Raw genomic sequence first — 16028 nt, forward strand, 5'->3', positions numbered from 1 at the left:
TTCATGTCAGGATGGCAGACGGCCCGGACCCGGAGACATCGACGTCAGGGCCCTTCCTTCACTACTTACAGTCGCCAGGGTGAGACAGTCTTGATCAATTCTGCGGTGGTCAGTACCGGACATGCGATACCGGACGGCGTGATCACGTCCGCCGAGATCGAAGACACCGTCACTGCCCGCAGTCACGGTTTCGCCATGCCCTCGGGCCTGGTCGAACGGCTGACGGGGGTGCGCGAGCGGCGTCACGTGCAGCCGGGCATCGCCTCCTCCGACCTGGCCGCCCAGGCCGGGCTGGCGGCGCTGGCCAAGGCCGACGTCGACCCGCTGTCGGTCGACCTCCTGATCTACTCGTCGGCGTCGCACGACGTGTCCGAGCCGGCCACGTCCGCGATCGTGCAGCACAAGATGGGCGCACGGAACGCGACCTTCGCCGACATCAAGAACGCCTGCAACAGCTTCCTCAACGGCCTGGACTTCGCGGCCGCCTCGATCGCCACCGGCCGCGCCCGGCGCGTGCTGGTGGTGGCCGGTGAGGTGCTCTCCCCCACGATCAACTGGGAGATCGAGAGCTCCGTCGAGCTGCGCACCAAGCTCGCCGCCCTGACGCTGGGCGACGCGGGCGGGGCGGTGCTGCTCGAGGCCACCGACGAGGAGAACACCGGTCTGCTGCCCGGGCGCTTCGTGTCCGACGGCTCGCAGTGGGAGCTGTCGACGGTGATGTCGGGCGGCAACCTGATGGTGCGCGACAACTCCCGCTCGTACTTCGAGTGCGACAGCTCGGCCCTGCAGAAGCTGGCGATCGAGCACATCCCGCCGCTGATCGAGAAGACCGTGGCCGAGGTCGGCTGGAATCTCGACGAGATCACCCGGATCTTCCCGCACCAGGTCTCCAAGGGCGTCACCCAGGCGCTGTGCTCCGCCATCGGCTACGACCAGAACCAGGTCACGGTGACGCTCGACCGGTTCGGCAACAACGCCGCCGCGAGCATCCCGCTGGCGCTCAGCCTGGCCTCCGAGCAGGGGCACCTGAACAAGGGCGACAAGGTGCTGCTGGTCTGCGGCGCCGCGGGCTTCACGGCCGGCGTCATGCCGGTGATCTGGTGATCACGATCGCCGAGGGGGTCGACCCCCGCTGGGTCCGCTCGGTCACCACCCCCGACGGCACCTGGCACGTGCTCGACAACGCGTCCGTGCTGGAGAGGGAGCCGATCGGCACGCTGCTGTGCGTGCACGGCAACCCGACCTCGTCGTACCTGTGGCGTCACGTCATCGCCGCGCTCTCCACCGGTGAGCGCCCCTGGCGGGTGATCGCGATGGACCAGCTGAACATGGGCTGGTCGCAGCGCACCGGCCGGCGCCGTCTCGGGCAGCGTCTCGACGACCTGGGCCGTCTCACCGACGCCCTGGAGATCGAGGGCCCGGTCGTCACGCTCGGGCACGACTGGGGCGGCTGCATCTCGCTGGGCTGGGCCGTGAACCACCGCGCGAGGCTGGCCGGGGTCAGCGTGCTGAACACCGCCGTGCATCAGCCCCCGGGCTCGGCGCTGCCGTTCCTGATCGCCGCCGCCCGCACGCCCGGGGTGCGGCGTCTCGTCACCGCGACCACCCCGATCTTCCTCCGGGCCACCCTCGCGATCGCTCACCCGCAGCTGCCCGCACGCGTCCAGGCCGGCTACCTCGACCCGTACCGCGGGGCCTCGCGCCGGGGCGGCATCGACGAGTTCGTCGAAGACATCCCGGTCGACGCCTCGCACCCCAGCTGGCCCGCGCTGCAGCACATCGTCGAGGGCCTGCCCTCGCTGCGCGACCTGCCCGCGCTGATGCTGTGGGGCCCGCGCGACCCGGTGTTCACCGACCTCTATCTGCGCGACCTGCGCTCGCGTCTGCCGCAGGCCAAGGTGCACCGGTTCGAGAAGGCCGGTCACATGGTCGCCGAGGACGCGGACGTCGCCGGTGCGGTGCGTCAGTGGCTCGAGGACGAGGTGGTCCCCGGGATTCTCGGGTCCCCCTCGGTGACGTCCCCGACCACCGGGCCCGACACGTCCGCCGCCGAAAAGCTCTGGGCCCCGCTGGAACAGCACGAGCAGGACCCGACCGCCGTGCTGGTCGAGCCGACCGGCCACGGCAACGCGCAGACCGGCAGCTTCCGGGTGACGAGCTGGCAGCAGCTCGCGGCCGACGTGCACCGCGTCGCCACCGGCCTGCTCGCCACCGGCGTGGAACCCGGTGACCGGGTGGCCCTTCTGGTGCCCCCGGGCGCCGATCTCACCGTCGCGCTCTACGCCTGTGTGCGCATCGGCGCGGTCGCGGTGATCGCCGACGCCGGTCTCGGGCTGCCCGGGCTGCACCGGGCCATTCGCGGTTCGGCGGTCCGGCACGTCATCGCGATCGACCGGGGCCTGGCGGCCTCACGGGCGCTGCGCTGGCCGGGGCAGCGGATCTCGGTCGGCGTGCCCTCGGGCTCGCTCCGGGCCCGCGTCCTCGGCGTCACCGCGGCACTGGAAGACCTGGCCCGCTCGGCCTTCTCGGAGCTTCCGGCCGCCCCGGCCGCGGACGACGAGGCGATGGTCATCTTCACCTCCGGCTCGACCGGCCCGGCGAAGGGCGTCGTCTACACGCACCGTCAGCTCGCGGGGGTGCGTGACGCGCTGCTGTCGGCCTACGGCCTGCGTCCCGACGACCGTTTCGTGGCCGCGTTCGCGCCGTTCGCGTTGTTCGGTCCGGCCCTGGGCGTGCCCTCGGTGGTGCCCGACATGGACGTCACCGCCCCCCGCACCCTCACCGCGACCGCCCTGGCCCAGGCCACCCGCGCGCTCGACGCCACCGTGATCTTCGCGTCACCGGCCGCCCTGGCCAACGTGCTGGCCACCGCCCACGAGCTCGGCGCCGACGACCGCGCCGCGCTGGCCGGGGTGCGGCTGCTGCTCTCGGCGGGGGCCCCGGTGCCCGCCGACCTGCTCGGCCAGGTGCAGAAACTGCTGCCCCGGGCCGAACTCCACACGCCCTACGGCATGACCGAGGCGCTGCTGCTCACCGACGTCGACCTGCCCGAGCTGCTCGCGGCCGGGGCCGGCGACGGCGTGCTGGTGGGCCGGCCGCTGCCCGGGGTGGAGATCCGGCTGCATCCCCTGGACCTTGACGACGAGTTCACCGACAAGGCCGACGTCACCGGCGAGATCGTGGTGCGGGCACGGCATCTCAAGGAACGCTACGACCAGCTCTGGTACACGCAGCGGGCCACGGCCACCGACGACGGCTGGCACCGCACCGGCGATGTCGGGCACTTCGACGCCGACGGCCGGCTCTGGGTCGAGGGCCGTCTGGCCCACGTGCTGCACCCGGCGAGCGGTTTCGTCACGCCGTACGGGGTGGAGCAGCGCATCCAGACCCTGCCCGGCGTGGAGCGGGCCGCTCTCGTCGGCATCGGGCCCTCGGGCACGCAGCAGATGGTGGCCGTGATCGAGGCGCCGTTCAGCGAACTCGGCGTGGCCGCACCGGAACTCGCCGCCTCGGTGCGGTCGGTGGCCGGGGTGGACCTCGCGGCGGTGCTCGTGATCGCCGCGCTGAAGACGGACATCCGGCACAACTCCAAGATCGACCGGGTCGCGGTGGGACGGTGGGCCGCGCGGCAGCTGGCGGGTTCCCTCTCGTGAGGATCCTGGTCACCGGGGCCGGCGGGATGCTCGGCGGTGGGGTCGCGCGCTCGCTGGCCGAACGTGGTGACGACGTCACGGTTTTCCAGCGGCGGGCATCGTCGCTGGGGCTCCCCGAGATCAACGGTGACGTCACCGATCCGTCGGCGGTGCGCCGGGCCGTCGAGGGGATGGACGCGGTGGTGCACCTGGCCGCGAAGGTGAACGTCACCGGGGCCTGGGCGGAGTACGAGGCCGTGAACATCGGCGGTGTGCGGCATCTCGTCGACGCGCTGCGCGCAGCCGGAACCCCCAGGCTGGTGCACGTCTCGTCGCCGTCGGTGGCCCATCACGGCCGGGCGCTGGTGGGTGCCGGCGCCGGGCCCGCCGACCCGCTGCGGGCTCGGGGCAACTACGCCCGGTCGAAGGCCGCCGGTGAACGCATCGCGCTGGCCGCCGACTCCCCCTCGCTCGCGGTGGTGGCCGTGCGGCCGCACCTGGTCTGGGGGCCGGGCGACACCCAGCTGGTCGGGCGCATCGTGCAGCGTGCCCGGGCCGGGCGGCTCCCGCTCATCGGTTCCGGCGCCGCGCTGATCGACACCACCTACGTGGACAACGCCGTCGACGCGACCGTGGCCGCGCTCGACCGGATCGGCACCGCGCACGGCCGGGCGCTGGTCGTGACCAACGGCGAACCCCGGCCGGTGGCCGACCTCTTCGCCCGGCTCTGCCGGGCCGCCGGGGTCCGTCCCCCGGCCCGGCGCGTGCCGTTCCCCCTGGCCTGGGTCGCGGGGGCCGCGGTCGAGGGCGCCTGGGCCCTGAGCGGCCGGCACGACGACCCGCCGCTCACCCGCTTCCTGGCCGAACAGCTCGCCACCGCGCACTGGTTCGACCAGCGCGAGACCCGCGAGGTGCTCGGCTGGACCCCCGCCGTGCCGCTCGAAGAGGGTTTCGGTCGGCTGGCGGACTGGTACGCCCGGGCCTGATCAGCACTCACCTGATCAGCACTCACCAGATCAGCACTCACCAGATCCGGGCCTGCCAGGTGGCCGCGACGATGCCCGGCACGAACAGGCCGAGCAGGAACGCGGCCGGCCCGGTCAGCCGGCGACGCTCGTTCCCCGGGGCGGGCACGAACGGTGTCGGCCCCGAGAGCAGCAGGAACAGCGGCACCGCGACCCAGGGCACGAAGAACCCCGCCCAGAACCAGCCCGGACGCGTGGCCCGCCACGGCTCCGGCCCGGCGAGGAGAACGACCACCGAGCCCAGCAGGACGAGCAGGTAGGCCGAGTAGAGGGCCCCCGGGAGGTGGCCGAACCCGAACAGTCGGTCGTCACGGTGGTCGCGCGGATGCCTCTCCACACTCACGCCGGGGTAGGTCTGGCTCAGATAGGTGGCCAGGTCACGGGTCTCGACCTCGGGGCCCGACCGGTCCGGCACGAACTCGTCGGCCGGGTCACGGACGACGACCCGGACCTGGTCGTGACGGGTGATGCCCCAGCGGCCCTCCCACACCACCGTCTGGTTCGCCGTGCCCGACACGGCGCCCTCGCCGAGCCCGTCGCCCCGGACCGTCAGCTCGGTGACCCGGCCCTGCGCGAGCTCGTTGCGCAGGTGGGAGAACCGCCCTTCGCGCTCACCCGTCAGCGGCGCGAGCGCGATCACCACGATCCAGGCGGCGAGCAGGAGCCGGCGGGCCCAGGCGGCGACCGGACGACGGGTGGGCGGCTTCTGCGGCTCGGTGATGATCACGTGCACCAGAGCGCTGTGACCAGGTCCGGCGTTGCAGGCGCGGCGGGAGAGCAGCATCACCTCCGGACAGCGGTCAGGATCTGGCCTCTACTGCGCTCATCATGGGGTCATGAGCTCAACGTCCGAACGGCTGCTGTCCCTGCTGTCGTTGCTGCAGGCCCGGCGGGACTGGCCGGGGCAGGTGCTCGCCGAGCGGCTCGACGTCAGCCCCCGCACCGTGCGGCGGGACGTCGACCGGCTGCGCGAGCTCGGATACCCGATCGCGGCGGCGAAGGGGCCCGACGGCGGGTACCGGCTGGAGGCCGGGGCCGATCTGCCCCCGCTGCTGTTCGACGACGAGCAGGCCGTGGCCCTCGCGGTGGCGCTGCGCCTGGCCACGGTGAGCGGGGCCGGGGTGGCGGAGGCGGCGACCCGGGCGCTGGCGACGGTGCGGCAGGTCATGCCCTCACGGCTGCGGCACCGCATCGACACGCTCGACGTGACCCCGATCGGCCGCCCGCAGGAGGTGGACCCGCAGGTGCTCATGGCTCTCGCCGACGCCGTGCGGGCCCGGGAGGTCGTGCGTTTCGACTACGGCGACGTGCTGCGCCGGGCCGAACCGCACCACCTCGTCAGCCGTCACGGCCGCTGGTACCTGCTCGGCTGGGACCCGGAGAAGCAGGACTGGCGCACGTTCCGCGCCGACCGGATGAGCCTGCGCACCCCGAACGGCCCGCGCTTCGCCCGGCGCGAGATCCCCGGCGGTGACGCCGCGGCGTTCGTCACCGGGCGGTTCCGGGGCGCGGCCGCGGGCACCCAGGACTGGCCCTGCCGGGGCACCGCGGTACTGAACACCGACGCGTCCACCGTTGCCGCCTTCGTGGGCGACGGGACGCTGGAGGCCCTCACCCCCGAAACCTGCCGTCTCACCCTGGGTTCCTGGTCGTGGGCGGGGCTGGCCGCCACGATCGCCCGGTTCGACGTGGACTTCACGATCGAGGGGCCGGACGAGCTGCGCGCGGCGACCGCGGCCCTGGCGCAGCGTTTCGGCCGGGCCACCGCCTGAGTCAACGACTCAGGGAGCCACCACCGCCTGTGCCTCGGTGATCGACCGCGCCCGCCGCTGCTGGACGTGCAACCCCTCGGGCCCCTCGTCGTAGTTCACCGTCGTGCCCGTGGTGCCGGCCGGCTCGGTGCCCGCCCGCGAGTCGTGCGACGCCTGGCCCGCCTGCGCGATCCCGGCGCCGACGACCAGCACGGCCACCAGCGCCCAGCCGGCGACCGTCCCTGGCCGCCACATCTCCGTCGACATCCCTGTCTCCATCCCGCTGTCCCAGTTATGTGAGATGGCACGACCGGGCCGAAAGTTCGATCTTTTCCCCGACGGGGAGCTACGTCACACACCGACCGCGATCGGGCCGACCACGTCGAGGTAGGCGTCGAGGTCTTCCGGGTCGTCGGCGACCAGCCGGAACACGGCCGCGCGGAGCATCGCGTCGCGGTGCGGGCCGGACGTCCACTCGTCAAGGGCCTCGGGCGCCGCGCCCTGCCACATCACGCTGTCGAGCACGCACACCGCGTCGGCCCAGAGCACCGGCCGCCAGGCCGGCGACACGTCGATGACCACCGGGGCGCCGTCGGCGTCGAGCAGCACGTTGCCGGCCAGATCGCGGTGCACCAGCTGGTCGGGCCCGAGTGAGGACGCGTCGAGAGACGCGAGCGCACGCGTCACCAGTTCGTGGACCGCCGGGCGCAACGGCGGCACCGCCTCCTCACCGAACGCCACCCGCTCGGCCACGCTCCAGCGGTCGGTGTGACCCTCGAGCCCGGCCGGGCGCTCACGCAGCAGCGAGGCCAGGCGGGCGTGCAGCACGTGACCGGCGGCGATGGCCAGGTCGAGGTTCTGGCAGGTGACGGTGCCGGGCTCGTAACGGCTGGCCGCCCAGCCGTCGACCACCCACGACCCGTCACGGGCCGGGACCGGCACGGCGACGCGCAGGTCCTGACGGCGGCGGGTGGGATCGACGTCGAGACGCACCGCGAACCGGGCGAGCAGCGGGCTCAGCCAGTCCTGGATCCGCGGGTCACGGCCAGGGCTGAGCACCAGGTCACCGGCTCGCACGCTGTGCCCCTGCCCTCCGGGCAGTGGCTGCGTGTCTTCCGGCACCGCGAACAGGTCGAGTACGTGAGGGGAAGGACGCACGCCCCGAGCCTAAGTCTTCGCTGTGGGTGCCGCTGCCCCCTCGGGCCCGGACGACGTCTGCTCGATACGCCCGGGCACCGGGATCACCTGCAGGTCGCAGGCCACGACGACGTCCGGGTGGACCTCTCGCGCCTCGTCGAGATGCCGGGTCAGGTCTTCGTAGCGCGACGAGAAGTGAGTGAGCACCAGGCGCCGGACCCCCGCGGCGACGGCCAGTTCGGCCGCCTGCCGGGCCGTCAGGTGCCCGTTCGTCTCGGCGAGCGCCACCTGGTCGTCGTTGTACGTGGCCTCGCTGACCAGCAGGTCACAGCCCTGGGCGAGTTCGAGGGCGCCGTCGCAGACCGCCGTGTCCATGATCACGGCGACCCGCTGGCCCGGACGGGGCACGCTGACGTCGGCGAGCGACACCCCGCGCACGGTCTCGCCGCGCTGCAGACGCCCCAGGTCCGGCCCGGTGACGCCGTGCTCGGCCGCGACCGCCGGGATCAGGGTGCGCGAGTCGTCTTCGGTGAAGCGGTATCCGACCGTGGGCACCCGATGACGCAGAGGCGCCGAGCGGACCGTCCACGAGCGCAGCCGCAGGACCTCACCGTGCCCGGCGGGGATCCACTCGTGCAGCGGCTCCGGGCCGTTGGTGGCGAAAGAGGTGAGCAGGCTCAGTCGTTCGATCGCCTCGGCCGGCGCCGCGACCGGCAGCGGGCCCGGGACGTCTTCGACGCGGCGCCGGTTCAGCAGGCCGGGCACGCCGTAGGTGTGGTCGCCGTGCTCGTGGGTGAGGAACAGCGCGTCGATCTGCGACGTGCGCAGCCCCGCCCGCACGACCTGCCGCTGGGTGCCCTCACCGCAGTCGACGAGCACGCCGAGGTCGCCCAGCCGCAGGTAGGTGGCCACGTGATTGCGCTCGCGGGTGGGGATCTGGCACGACGTGCCGAGGGTGACGACCTCGCGGCGGCTCATGCCGGGGTCTGCCCCGTGACGGCCTTCCCGGCGGCTGCGACCTGGAGCGTGACCATGTGGCCAGACTATGCCGGTTTGGCCGTGCGGGTCACGATGTCGCGGGCCAGGTCGCGCAGTTTGACGTTGCGGCCCATCGAGGCGATGCGCAGCACCTCGAAGGCCTGTTCGGCGTCGCACCGGTTCTGCGCCATGATCACGCCCTTGGCCTGCTCGATCACGGCCCGGCTGGCCATCGCGGTCTGCATCTCGGCGGCGAGCTTGGCGTTGTCGTCGGCGCTGACCGCGTTGCTGATGGCCACCGCGACGTGGGCGGCGATCTCGACCCCGGCCTCGACCGTCTCGTCGGGTGCCCCGGGTTCGCGGCCGTACCAGTTGAGGGCGCCGATCAGGTCGGTCTGGAGCGGCAGCGGCACCGAGACCGCGCTGAGAATGCCGTGCCGAACCACCTTTTCGGCATACTCGGGCCAGCGTGGCTCGTCGCGCATGTCGTGGATGCGCAGCACCTCACCCGACGAGGCGGCGTCGAGGCAGGGGCCGTAACCGAATCCGTACTGCAGCTCGTCGGCGCGCAGGGCGATGTCACTGCTGAAGCTGGCGGTGAAGGGGCGTTCGTTGCGCAGCAGGGTGACCGAGACGTCGTCCATCCCCGGCACCCCCGCCTGGGCGATGTCGATGTAACGCCTCAGCAGTTGCTCGAGCGAGGAGCCCTGGAGACGGATGCTCAGAAGTTCGGTCAGCACGGCTGTCGGCAGCGTCGACATGTCCTCGACACTACCCCGCATATCGATATCGCTCCTGATGACACGCAACCGCCGTCCCCCACGCGAGCTACCCCGAACTGGCGGCGCCGGGGGACGCGCCCGCACCCGGCTCACTCATAGCCTGACCAGGTCAGGAACCGACGAACCGGAGGACCGCCCGTGCCCCAGACCCCCTCGTGCCGCGATTTTTTCACCGGTGGGCGGTTCCTGCTCGTCGTGGCCCTGGTCGCGGTCACCGCACTGCCGGCCGCCGGCCACAGCACCCCCGGGCCCGACCGGCCGGCCACCCTGACCGACGCCCCTGACCGACGCCCCTGACCGGCCGGGCGACCACCGCGTCCACCCTTGATACTGCTGCCGTGACCGAACCCGACTTCCTCACCGCCACCCGGGCCACCTACGAGACCGTGGCGCAGGCCTACACCGAGGCGCAGAGCCAGGCTCTCGACGGGCGTCCCTACGACCGCGCGTTCCTGTCCCTGTTCGCGGAACTGGTGCGCGAGCAGCAGGGCCCGCGCCGGGTGGCGGACGTGGGCTGCGGCCCCGGGCACATCACCGCCGTGCTGCGCGACCTCGGGCTCGACGCGTTCGGCCTCGACATCTCCCCCGCCATGCTCGCCCAGGCCCGGAAGGCGCACCCGGAGCTGGAGTTCCGTGAGGCGTCCATCCTCGACCTGACGGTCACGGACACCAGCCTCGACGGCATCGTGGCCCTCTTCTCGTTCAACACCGTTCCGGCGCGGTACCTCTCGAAGGCCTTCGAGGGCTTCGCCAAGGCACTGCGGCCGGGCGGGCTCGTCATGCTGTCGTTCAGCGTGCGCGACGAGCCCACCGACATGACCACCTGGCTCGACCACGAGGTCAGCCTGCCCCTGCAGCGCCTGGTGCCCGAGGAGGTGGTGCGGGCGCTCACCGCGGCCGGCCTCACCGTGCGGGCCCAGCTGGTGCGCGAGCCGCACCCGCCCCACGAAACCCGGCCCTACGCCACGGTGATCGCGGCCAGGCCCTCGACCTGGGGGGTTACCGCTTGACCCCCTCGTAGGGGTAGACCTTGATCGTGCGCACGCCCCCGACCGGGCCGCCGATGGCGACCTTGCGCAGGGCCGAGTTGTTGTCGTAGTCCGACTCGGTCAGCCGGCGCTCGGGGTTGGCCAGCGTCTCGACGTAGTAGGTGCCGCCCGGCACCCGGGTGATGTCGAACGACTGCCCGGGCAGGTACTGGCCGTAGGTGTCGCCCCACCCGCTCTCCAGCACCTCCCGGATGCTCAGCAGGTTCTTGTTGCTCTGACCGCAGGCGGTGTCGAGGTCGGTGGACGCGGGACGCCACTGCGCGTCGTCCACGGTCAGGTCGATCGCGTCGGTGGGCGCCAGGCAGAAGGCCTCCTTGCCGCTGATGATCGCCTTCTTCCTGGTCGAGTCGAGCAGGCGGTAGGAGGCGAAATCCTTGAAGTGCCAGTGGTTGTGACCGTTGCGCGGATCCCACTGCATCTCACCGGCCGGGGCGTGGCCGACCTGGTTGCCTTCGGCGTCGAAGAAGTACTGGTAGGCCTCGAGCACGTCCTGGCCGGGCTTGCGGAACCCGTCGACCACCAGCGGCGACGGGCCCGCGTTCCAGACCGTGGCGCCGAAGTTGAGGTAGGTCTTGCGGGCCTGCCCCGGGCGCCCGGTCACCTCGCGGGAGATGTCGTAGGCGGGCAGCGAGCGCAGGTCGGCCTTGGGCGCGTCGTTCACGTCGAAGGCGTCCACCCGGCCGGTGGGCGGGTTCGGGGCGGGCACGTTGGGCACGCCGAGAGCGCGCTTGCGGGCGGCCTCCAGGGCGGCCGTCTGCGGCGACAGCCGGGCCTCGTCGACGACCGGGTGCGTGTGGTGCATGTGCTGCGAGTGCTCGGCCGACGATCTGGCGGTGGACGTGCCGTAGGTCGATACCTTGACCGTGACCTGCGAGGTCGCCTGCTCGAGGGTCAGGCCGAGCACCTCCCGCCAGGGCCTGGCCACGGCGATCTTGACCGTGTAGGTGCCGTCGGGGGCCTCGAACGACAGCGGGCTCTCGTAGTCGCCGAGCACCGGCGTGGACCAGCCCTTGGTGATGCCGAGGACGCTGCCGAGGGCGAACGGGTGGGAGCCGCCGCACGAGCGGGGGTACGGCGACTGGGCCGCCGCGTCGGGCTCGACCCGGCTGCGGCCGTAGGAGTTCGGGCAGAACTCCAGAGCCGAGCTCCGGACCTTCTGGCCCCGTGCGTCGCTCACTTTCACGTCGAAGAAGGAGGTGAGCCGGCCGGGGTTCGTGGTGATGTTCGCGGGGAGGTCGGTGGTGGCGCGCTCCGCCCCCTCGCCCACGCTGAGGGTGGCCGCGATCGGGTCGGAGTAGGAGGCGCCACGGTGCGTGCGGATCTCGACCGTCTCGTGGGCGACCGCGTAGAAGCCGAGGTCGTAGAGGTAGACCGGCTCGCCCGGCCCCCGGCGCACGGCCGTCGAGGTGTTGAGCACGGTGAAGTCGACCAGCGGGACGGTCGCCGAGGACGCCCTCACCGCCGTGAAGGTTCCGGCGGCCAGCAACCCGACCAGCACCGGTGTCAGCCGTAACACGGCCCGATTGACTCTCATGGCTCCCCCGTTCAGTACGCCCGTAGGACGTCATGGTGGGACCTCGATACCGCCGGAGCCGAGGGTTACCTCAGATGATCGCCTGAAAGTACGCTACCTAGACGTAGATCTCACTCGCCTCAGGATGCCCGAAAAGCCCTGGAAGCCCACCGGAATGAAGCAGCACGGTCGTACGGCCGGGTTCGATCAGACCCTCCCGCACCGCCTCGACGAGCCCGGCCGCGGCACGCCCGGTGTAGACCGGATCCAGCACGATGCCCTCGGTGCGCGCCACCAGCGTCATGGCCTCCTTCACCGCTGGAGCGAGGACGCCGTAGGCACCGGCCGCCGCCCGGATCCGCAGGTCGATGCCCGGGTCGGGCAGCAGGGCCGCGACCACGGCGCGGGGATCGGGCACCGCTCCGACGTCGACCCCGTAGACCTTCCCGGGCCCCAGCGCGCGCACCAGCCCGGCCATCGTGCCGCCGGACCCCAGGGCGGTGACGACGGTGTGCAGATCGGGAAGCTGCTGCCGCAGTTCGTGTCCGCACTCCTCGTAGCCCTTGGCCCCGAGCACACTCGACCCACCGAACGGGATGACCTCGGCCCGCTCCCCCAGCCCGGTGAGCCGTTCCGCCTCGGCCCGCACGCGCTCGCCCAGATCGGCGGGGCGCAGGTCACCGGCCCAGACGATCTCGGCCCCGAAGAGCCGGTCGAGCAGCAGGTTTCCGACGGCCGGCGTCTCGTGCCCCTCGAGCACCAGCACAGCCCGCAGCCCGGCCTTGGCGGCGGCCGCGGCGGTGAGGCGGGCGTGGTTGCTCTGGGCGGCGCCGCTGGTGACGAGCACGGTGGCCCGGCGGTCGAGAGCCTGGCGCACGGTGTGCTCGAGCTTGCGCACCTTGTTGCCGCCCCCGCCGAGGCCGATGAGGTCGTCGCGCTTGACGTACAGGTCGCCGGGGTTCAGGCCGATGGCCTCGGCCAGTCGCGGCGCGGGGTCGAGGGGCGTGGGGTAGGTGGCCAGCATGAGGAAAGTGTTGCAGGTCAGTCGGAATCGAGCAGCCGGGTGAGCTCGGCGAACCAGCGGTCGGCGCTCTCGAAGGGATAGTGCACGGCACCGCCGTCGAGGCCTTCGGGCGCCATCAGCTCCCGGGCCTCCTCGAGCACGTCCCGGGGCAGCAGCGCGGCGTTGACCAGGATCTGGGTCATGACGAGGTCGATCGCCGGCTCGTCGGCCCCCCTGGCCCGTGCGTCCAGCATCTGGATCAGTTTCAGGCCGTCACGGCAGTCGTCGACGAGCGAGGGCGCGCTCCGGCCGGCCGCGGTGAGCGCTGTGGACAGCCAGAGATCGACGAGGATCCGGTTGCCGGACTTCACCTCGCCCCGCCCTGTCGGCAGGAACTGCCCGGCCAGGCTGAAGGCGACGGGGATGTCTTCCTCGTGCAGCGTCCAGTCCAGCGAGTGGGTCAGACCGGCGACGTGGGCGTCCTGCAGAAAGGCGGCCACCTGCCGCATCTCCCCCACCGACGACTCGGCCCAGGCGTTCTCCGTCGGGCCCTCCAGGAACCACTGCGGGTCGACCGGCTCGGCCAGCCACACCCGGGCCGAGAACCTCCGCAGCTGAAGGTCGCGCGAGCCGTCGGTCCGCACCGAGCGGTCCACCCGCACCGTGCCGAGAACGGTGCCCCAGCCCTCCGGGGTGCACTGCGACGACCAGAGCATGGCGTGACCGCGCCAGTGACGCGGAACGTCGGGGACCGGGCCGAGAAGTTCCGAGGCCAGGAGCTTCTTTCGCGTGCACAGGGCGAGCAGGAGCAGGTTGAGCGTCTGCATCGCCTGCCGCCCGGCCGGGCTCTGTGACCGCGGGCGATAGGTGTGCGTCGCACCGGCCTCGCCGGCGGCCACCGCCCGGAAGGTCCGCAGCAGGAACTGGGTCAGGGCCTCACGCCGTTCCGGCCCGAGACGGTCGAGCCGCTCCCCCAGCGTGTCCAGCACGGTGCCCCGGATCGTCAGGGGGACGTACGCGAGAACGTCCAGCAGCAGGCCGAGTTCGGGCTCCGGCGTGCGGCGCCCCCTGAGCTCGGCGAACTCCAGCAGCTCGAGGTTGTTCACGAGCTCGCGCACCACCAGCCGGGCCACCAGGTACTCACCGAACGTCGCGTGCAGGAACTCGACGGCCGTGAGCTCGTCGCCACCCTGCCGCGACTGCATGCGGTGCACGAAGAAGAACTTGCCGATCGCCCGCGCCCCGGGAGTCACCGGCGACCGGAAGTCGTTGCGCTGCATCACGTTCTCGGACTCCAGCGCGCGCAGGTCGTCGTCCAGTTCCCCCTGGGTGACCCACTGCCGGCCGCGGTTGAACATGGCGACGGCCGCGATCGAGAGCCGGTGCAGCTCGTCGCGCACGGCCTCGTCCCTCTCGCGAGCGGTGAGCTCCGGGCCGGACTTCTCCACCTCGCGCCGGGCGAAGCGGTCGAGGAGCCGTTCGTAGAGCTCCGGGGTGCTCAGGTCGTCGCCGGCACGCTGCAGGCTGTTGCCGTCACAGTCGTACAGGGCGAGCATGAGCAGCAGCAGCGGCTGCTCGGCCAGGTCGGGGTGCGCCAGCACGGCCCGGGCCGCCAGACGCTGCAGCCCCCGGCTCTCGAGACTCGCGGCGTTGTGGTCGTTCCAGATCTCCACCCACCGCTCGATCTGCCGGGCCTGGAAGGGCTCGAGATGCACCACCGAGACCCCGGCCTCGGGCACCAGGGCGCGGTCGGCCACCGACACCCGGCTGGTCACGACGACCGCCACCGGACGCTCCTGGTCGGCCTCGCGCTCCTGGAACGCCGCCAGCTCACGCAGGTAGGCCGACTGCCCGACGCCGGTGGTCTGCAGCAGCTCGTCGAAACCGTCGAGAATGACCACGCGCAGGGCGTTCCCGGCCGACCGGGACAGGGCCGGCCAGCTGGTCGGCTCACCCGTCGCGATGCGCACCGCCTCTTCGATCTGGGTCTGCACGTCGGCGTCGGCGGGGACCTGGCGCAGCACGACCCGCACGACGAGGAAGTCGCTCGGCGGCAGACGGGCGGCCAGGAACTGGGTGAGCACCGACTTGCCCGCCCCGGGCTGCCCGAGAACCATCAGCGGACGCACGCTCGCCTCCGGGCTGCCGAAGTGGGCGGCCAGGAACCCGCCCAGGTTCTGCTGCACGGGCCGGGCCGCCCAGAACTCGGCCAGGTGCAGCTGGTTGTGCCGCTCGGCGGAGGCGAACCGGAAGTCCGGGTCGATGTAACCGTCGCGCAGCGCCGGGAGTCTCAGGAACTCGGGGACGTCGCCGGAGGCCACCACGGCGCGCCCCAGACCGGCGGCGTGGCTGAGCGCCAGAGCCCGGCGGGTCTGTGTCCCGGGATCGGGAGGCAGGGGCGCGACGGCCCGCAGGTTCGCCTCCAGAGCCGCCAGGCCGGTCGCCACCGCCTGCCGGGTGGCCGCGTGGTCGGCCCGGTCGAGATAGAAGGCCAGTTCCGGGAACTCCACCGCCAGGCGACGCAGCAGTGTCTCCCGGCGACGGATCGCGACGGCGGGCACCGTTCCCAGCAGCAGCTTCGTCACCCGGTCGCGGTCGGTCTCCGACCAGGTGTCCCAGACCGCGGAGCCCTCGAGAAAGCTGAGCAGGCCCAGGGAACTGGTGCGGTAGCGGTTCAGCAGACGGGTGGGGTGCTCCTGCGGCACCCAGAACGGTGAGGGTGCCGCCTCGGGCGCGTGCAGGAGCCCCGCCGCCAGGTCCGCCAGGTGCTTCCCCTCGGCCGCGCCGGTCACGATCCGGGTCTGGTCGGCCCGGTCGAGACGCAGCTCGTCGAGGTCCAGCGGCAGATCCGCCTCGCGCACCGCCTCGAAGTAGGCCAGCACCACGATGACGGCCTGCGCCGCCGCCATCCGGTCGTTCTGGTCGAGCCGCCCCAGCCCCCGCGCCCGGTCGGACAGGCCCTTCACCAGTTGCTCGCTGAGCCGGGTGAACTCCGACTTGGCGTCGAACAGACTGATCGCCAGTTCACTGCCGCCGGCCGTGGCGACCAGCAGCGCACCCCCGGCCAGCGTGTCCAGGGCCCGGACGAGCTGGTCGTCGCCCCCGCCCATCAGCCGCGCGGCATCGGCGTAGCTGAACGCCCGCTTCCTCATCGGCCC

14 protein-coding genes are annotated in these 16028 nt (G+C 72.4%); 6 read left to right on the top strand and 8 right to left on the bottom strand.

Going from position 1 to position 16028, the window contains the following annotated elements; all coding sequences use genetic code 11:
• Nucleotides 1–138 precede the first annotated feature (138 nt).
• Genes J2S57_RS04055 through J2S57_RS04065 form a run of 3 tightly spaced genes read left to right on the top strand, consistent with a single transcriptional unit; the run spans nucleotide 139 to nucleotide 4618 of the window.
• Complete coding sequence (locus J2S57_RS04055; protein WP_307238444.1) at nucleotides 139–1104, top strand: 3-oxoacyl-ACP synthase III family protein; 966 nt, start codon at nucleotides 139–141, stop codon at nucleotides 1102–1104.
• Nucleotides 1101–3653, top strand: coding sequence for an alpha/beta fold hydrolase (locus J2S57_RS04060; RefSeq protein ID WP_307238446.1), 2553 nt, complete (start codon nucleotides 1101–1103; stop codon nucleotides 3651–3653). Before J2S57_RS04055 ends, J2S57_RS04060 begins: the two co-directional genes overlap by 4 nt.
• Nucleotides 3650–4618, top strand: a complete 969-nt coding sequence (locus tag J2S57_RS04065) for an NAD-dependent epimerase/dehydratase family protein (protein ID WP_307238448.1) — start codon at nucleotides 3650–3652, stop codon at nucleotides 4616–4618. Before J2S57_RS04060 ends, J2S57_RS04065 begins: the two co-directional genes overlap by 4 nt.
• A 37-nt stretch (nucleotides 4619–4655) precedes the next feature.
• On the opposite strand, the gene J2S57_RS04070 is transcribed toward J2S57_RS04065, so the two are convergent.
• Nucleotides 4656–5441, bottom strand: coding sequence for a hypothetical protein (locus tag J2S57_RS04070; protein WP_307238450.1), 786 nt, complete (start codon nucleotides 5439–5441; stop codon nucleotides 4656–4658).
• 52 nt (nucleotides 5442–5493) lie between these two features.
• Here J2S57_RS04070 and J2S57_RS04075 point away from each other — a divergent pair, with 52 nt between their 5' ends.
• Nucleotides 5494–6429 carry a helix-turn-helix transcriptional regulator gene (locus J2S57_RS04075; RefSeq protein ID WP_307238452.1) on the top strand — a complete coding sequence of 312 codons (936 nt, stop codon included), beginning with the start codon at nucleotides 5494–5496 and terminating at the stop codon, nucleotides 6427–6429.
• A 9-nt stretch (nucleotides 6430–6438) separates the two neighbouring features.
• On the opposite strand, the gene J2S57_RS04080 is transcribed toward J2S57_RS04075, so the two are convergent.
• The 4 genes from J2S57_RS04080 to J2S57_RS04095 all read right to left on the bottom strand — a co-directional run bounded on the left by J2S57_RS04080 (nucleotide 6439) and on the right by J2S57_RS04095 (nucleotide 9284).
• On the bottom strand, nucleotides 6439–6675 hold the full coding sequence (locus J2S57_RS04080) for a hypothetical protein (RefSeq protein WP_307238454.1): 237 nt from the start codon (nucleotides 6673–6675) through the stop codon (nucleotides 6439–6441).
• Nucleotides 6676–6759: 84 nt separating this feature from the next.
• Nucleotides 6760–7566 carry an aminoglycoside phosphotransferase/kinase family protein gene (locus tag J2S57_RS04085; protein WP_307238455.1) on the bottom strand — a complete coding sequence of 269 codons (807 nt, stop codon included), beginning with the start codon at nucleotides 7564–7566 and terminating at the stop codon, nucleotides 6760–6762.
• Between the two features lie 9 nt (nucleotides 7567–7575).
• Nucleotides 7576–8523 carry a ribonuclease Z gene (locus J2S57_RS04090; protein WP_307238457.1) on the bottom strand — a complete coding sequence of 316 codons (948 nt, stop codon included), beginning with the start codon at nucleotides 8521–8523 and terminating at the stop codon, nucleotides 7576–7578.
• Nucleotides 8524–8588: 65 nt separating this feature from the next.
• The gene (locus J2S57_RS04095) at nucleotides 8589–9284 is read right to left on the bottom strand and encodes a GAF and ANTAR domain-containing protein (protein WP_307238459.1); all 696 of its coding nucleotides are present in this window, start codon (nucleotides 9282–9284) and stop codon (nucleotides 8589–8591) included.
• 159 nt (nucleotides 9285–9443) lie between these two features.
• Between J2S57_RS04095 and J2S57_RS04100 the strand changes: the two genes are divergently transcribed.
• Entirely contained in the window at nucleotides 9444–9602 is a 159-nt protein-coding gene (locus J2S57_RS04100) for a hypothetical protein (RefSeq protein WP_307238461.1), read from the top strand.
• Nucleotides 9603–9643: 41 nt separating this feature from the next.
• On the top strand, nucleotides 9644–10315 hold the full coding sequence (locus J2S57_RS04105; protein ID WP_307238463.1) for a class I SAM-dependent DNA methyltransferase: 672 nt from the start codon (nucleotides 9644–9646) through the stop codon (nucleotides 10313–10315).
• Here J2S57_RS04105 and J2S57_RS04110 read toward each other — a convergent pair.
• From J2S57_RS04110 to J2S57_RS04120, 3 genes are all read right to left on the bottom strand, one after another.
• On the bottom strand, nucleotides 10305–11888 hold the full coding sequence (locus tag J2S57_RS04110; protein WP_307238466.1) for a lysyl oxidase family protein: 1584 nt from the start codon (nucleotides 11886–11888) through the stop codon (nucleotides 10305–10307). The genes J2S57_RS04105 and J2S57_RS04110 overlap by 11 nt on opposite strands.
• A gap of 97 nt (nucleotides 11889–11985) precedes the next feature.
• The gene (locus tag J2S57_RS04115; protein WP_307238468.1) at nucleotides 11986–12891 is read right to left on the bottom strand and encodes a pyridoxal-phosphate dependent enzyme; all 906 of its coding nucleotides are present in this window, start codon (nucleotides 12889–12891) and stop codon (nucleotides 11986–11988) included.
• A gap of 17 nt (nucleotides 12892–12908) precedes the next feature.
• Nucleotides 12909–16022 (bottom strand): NACHT domain-containing protein, encoded by a 3114-nt coding sequence (locus J2S57_RS04120; protein ID WP_307238470.1) that lies wholly within the window; start codon nucleotides 16020–16022, stop codon nucleotides 12909–12911.
• Between the last annotated feature and the right edge of the window lie 6 nt (nucleotides 16023–16028).

This window comes from Kineosporia succinea (assembly GCF_030811555.1).
GTDB classification, from domain to species: Bacteria; Actinomycetota; Actinomycetes; order Actinomycetales; family Kineosporiaceae; genus Kineosporia; species Kineosporia succinea.

Excerpts from the sequence above, each read along its gene's own strand:
- J2S57_RS04070 (WP_307238450.1), bottom strand. The coding sequence starts at position 5,441 with ATGCTGCTCTCCCGCCGCGCCTGCAACGCCGGACCTGGTCACAGCGCT.
- J2S57_RS04075 (WP_307238452.1), top strand. The coding sequence starts at position 5,494 with ATGAGCTCAACGTCCGAACGGCTGCTGTCCCTGCTGTCGTTGCTGCAG.
- J2S57_RS04080 (WP_307238454.1), bottom strand. The coding sequence starts at position 6,675 with ATGTCGACGGAGATGTGGCGGCCAGGGACGGTCGCCGGCTGGGCGCTG.
- J2S57_RS04090 (WP_307238457.1), bottom strand. The coding sequence starts at position 8,523 with ATGAGCCGCCGCGAGGTCGTCACCCTCGGCACGTCGTGCCAGATCCCC.
- J2S57_RS04095 (WP_307238459.1), bottom strand. The coding sequence starts at position 9,284 with ATGTCGACGCTGCCGACAGCCGTGCTGACCGAACTTCTGAGCATCCGT.
- J2S57_RS04110 (WP_307238466.1), bottom strand. The coding sequence starts at position 11,888 with ATGAGAGTCAATCGGGCCGTGTTACGGCTGACACCGGTGCTGGTCGGG.
- J2S57_RS04115 (WP_307238468.1), bottom strand. The coding sequence starts at position 12,891 with ATGCTGGCCACCTACCCCACGCCCCTCGACCCCGCGCCGCGACTGGCC.
- J2S57_RS04120 (WP_307238470.1), bottom strand. The coding sequence starts at position 16,022 with ATGAGGAAGCGGGCGTTCAGCTACGCCGATGCCGCGCGGCTGATGGGC.